A 3193-nucleotide genomic window follows, 5' to 3' on the forward strand; every position below is an offset into this window, starting at 1 on the left:
CTGGGGCAACTCCATGGGCGGCATGGTCCAGGACTCCCTGTACGTCTGGCTCCCGCTGAAGTTCCCCACCAAGACCACCATGACCATGGACTACTACCCGCAGATCACCGTGGACACGGCTGCCGGGACGGTGCAGGGCCTCGGAACGTGGGAGACGCTGACCGCCTCGCACAGCGGCAAGTGCGCCGACGTGGCCGACCGCTCCACCGCGGACGGCGCCGCCCTCATCCAGTGGACCTGCGGCAACCGCAGCGTCAACCAGGAGTTCTGGCTCAAGTCCGCCGGCAACGGTCAGGTACAGATCGTGGCCCGGTACAGCGGCAAGTGCCTGGCCCCGCGGGACGGTTCGACCGCCGACGGCGCCGCGATCGTCCAGTACGCCTGTGACGGCACGGCCGCCCAGCGGTGGAGCGTGATCGGCTCCGGCAGCACCGTGCAGCTGGCCGCCGTCCAGAGCGGCAAGTGCCTGGACGTCACCAACACGTCCACGAGCGACGGCACGCCGCTCATCCAGTGGAGCTGCAACACCAGCGCCGCCAACCAGAAGTGGCTCCGCACGGCTGCCTGACCGCCGCCCGGACCGCACCGGGCAGGCCCCGGCCCCCGCCGGGGCCTGCCCCACCCATGACCGCCCGCCCGTATCACCCGGCCGCGCGGTCCCCTCGGCGACCAACGATCACCTCAGGGAGACCGACCATGCCCTCCACCCGTGAACGACCCCCGCACCGCGTACGCAGGAGCGGCGCGCTCCTGGGTACCGCCGCCGTGGCCGCGCTCCTCGCGACCGGCCTCACGCCCATGACCCCCGCGGCGGCCGAGAGCACCGAGCAGGCGGTGACCGTCCGCCCCGACCCCAGCTACCAGCAGCAGCCGTTCCAGGGCTGGGGCACCGCCCTCGCCTGGTTCGCCAACGTGACCGGCGGCTGGCCCGACGCCCAGCGCAACGCGCTCGCGGACGCCCTCTACGGCGCCGACGGCCTCGGCTTCACCATCGCCCGCTACAACATCGGCGGCGGCGACAGCCCCGAGACCACCCCCTACATGCGGCCCGGCGCGGCCGTCCCCGGCTGGTGGAACCGTCCCGGCCCGGAGTCCCCCGACTGGTGGGACCCGAACAACCCCACCCACTGGAACCCGAACGCCGACGCCAACCAGCGCTGGTGGCTCACCGCCGCCAAGGCGCGCGGCGCCACCACCTTCGAGGCATTCTCCAACTCCGCCCCGTACTTCATGACCAACAGCGGCCTGGTCTCGGGCGCGACCAACGGCTGGCAGGACAACCTCCGTTCCGACCAGTACGACCGGTTCGCCGCGTACCTCTCCGGCGCCCTCAAGCGCGCGCAGAGCGCCACCGGCGTCACCTTCGACTCCCTCTCCCCGGTCAACGAACCGGGCACCGACTACTGGCACGCGGGCGGGCGGCAGGAGGGCTCGCACTGGGACCCCGCCTCCCAGGCGCGCATGATCACCACCATGCGGGCCCGGCTGAACGCCGACGGCATCACCACCCCCATCGCCGCCATGGACGAGACCAACCCCGACGTCTTCCGCAGCAACTGGGACACCTACGACCCGGCGGTCAAGTCCGCGATCGGCAGGCTCAACACCCACACCTACGGCACCAACGGCCGTACCGGTGTCCGTGACATCGCCAAGGGGGCGGCCACCCCGTTGTGGATGTCCGAGGTGGACCTGGGCGGCAGCGTCGGGCAGAGCTTCACCGACATGAGCCCCGCCCTCGACCTCACCCAGCACGTCAACGAGGACTTCCGCGAACTGGAGCCCCGCGCCTGGGTCCTCTGGCAGGCCGTCGAGGACTACGAGAACATGACCCCGGCGCACGAGAACTCCAACTGGGGCCTCATCCAGACCGACTTCACGCCCGACGACGCGGCCACCGAGCCGCTGCGCAAGAACAAGAAGTACTGGGCGATGGCGAACTACACCCGGTTCGTCCGTCCGGGCGCCCGCGTCATCAACACCGACAACGCCGACACCTTCGCCGCCCTGCGACCGGCCGGCCAGGGCGCGGTCGTCGTCCACACCAACCCCACCGGGGCGCCCCAGCGGCTCACCCTGAACCTCGCCGGATTCCAGAACGTGGGCACCGGGGCCGTCCAGCGCTACACCACCGACGCCACCAAGAACCTGCAGCGCGAGAGCGACCTCACCCCCGCCGGCAAGACGCTCACCGCGACCGTGGGCGCGGGATCCGTCACCACCTTCGTCCTGCCCGGTGCGACAGGCGTGAACGTCTCCGACACCACGGCTCCCACCGGCGCCGCGCGGCAGCTGCTCAACGATAACAGCGGCAAGGCCCTGGCCGTCTCCACGAGCAACGGCCAGAGCACGCTGGTCCAGCGCACCTCCAGCCCCGGCACCACGGCGCAGCAGTGGAAGTTCACCAAGCTCGCCGCGGCCGACTGGGGCAACACCGCGACCTACCGCATCACGAGCGTCGCCAACGGCAAGGCGCTCGCGGCCCAGGGCGACGCCCTCGCCCTGGTGACCTCGGGCACCTCCGCCGAGCAGGCCTGGATGCTGTCCACCACGGGGGAGGGGCACTACACCCTCGTCAACAGCGCCAGTGGCAAGCTCCTGGACGTCAGCGGTCAGTCCACGAGCGACGGTGCGCCCGTGGGCGTCTACCGTCCGACGACCGGGTCCAACCAGTCCTGGACCTTCCGCTCCGTCGCCGCGGACACCTGGACGCCGCTGCGCATGCGGCACAGCGGCAAGTGCCTGGACGTGAGCGGCGCCTCCACCGCGGACGGCGCCCAGGTCGTCCAGTACGCCTGCGGCGGCGCGACCAACCAGCAGTGGTCCATGCGCCCCACGGGCGGTGGCTACGTCAACGTCGTCGCCCGGCACAGCGGCAAGTGCCTCGACGTCACCAACGAGTCGACCGCCGACGGCGCGATCGTCTTCCAGTACGGCTGCAACGGCGGTGCCAACCAGCAGTGGGCGGTGCTCAGGTCGTCCGACGGCTTCATCACCCTGCTGGCCCGCCACAGCGGCAAGTGCCTGGACGTGAGCGGCGCCTCCACGGCGAACGGCGCCGAGGTCGTCCAGTACACCTGTGGCACGGCCGCCAATCAGCAGCTCACCACCTCCTAGCGGTCCGGCCGGCCCGGAAGCCACTCGGCTTCCGGGCGTCGCCGGGCTCCTCCATTAACTCCACTCAGCGGACCAC

Annotated in this window: 2 protein-coding genes; both read left to right on the forward strand. The window is 71.3% G+C overall.

Annotation, left to right across the window (positions count from 1 at the left end; all coding sequences use genetic code 11):
- A partial coding sequence (locus ABZ318_RS39320; protein ID WP_356907210.1) for an RICIN domain-containing protein occupies positions 1-568 on the forward strand: 568 nt, incomplete at its 5' end.
- Positions 569-696: 128 nt separating this feature from the next.
- Positions 697-3117, forward strand: a complete 2421-nt coding sequence (locus ABZ318_RS39325) for an RICIN domain-containing protein (protein ID WP_356907211.1) — start codon at positions 697-699, stop codon at positions 3115-3117.
- The last annotated feature ends 76 nt before the right edge of the window (positions 3118-3193 follow it).

This window comes from Streptomyces sp. NPDC006197 (assembly GCF_040613865.1).
In the GTDB taxonomy this organism is placed as follows: Bacteria; Actinomycetota; Actinomycetes; order Streptomycetales; family Streptomycetaceae; genus Streptomyces.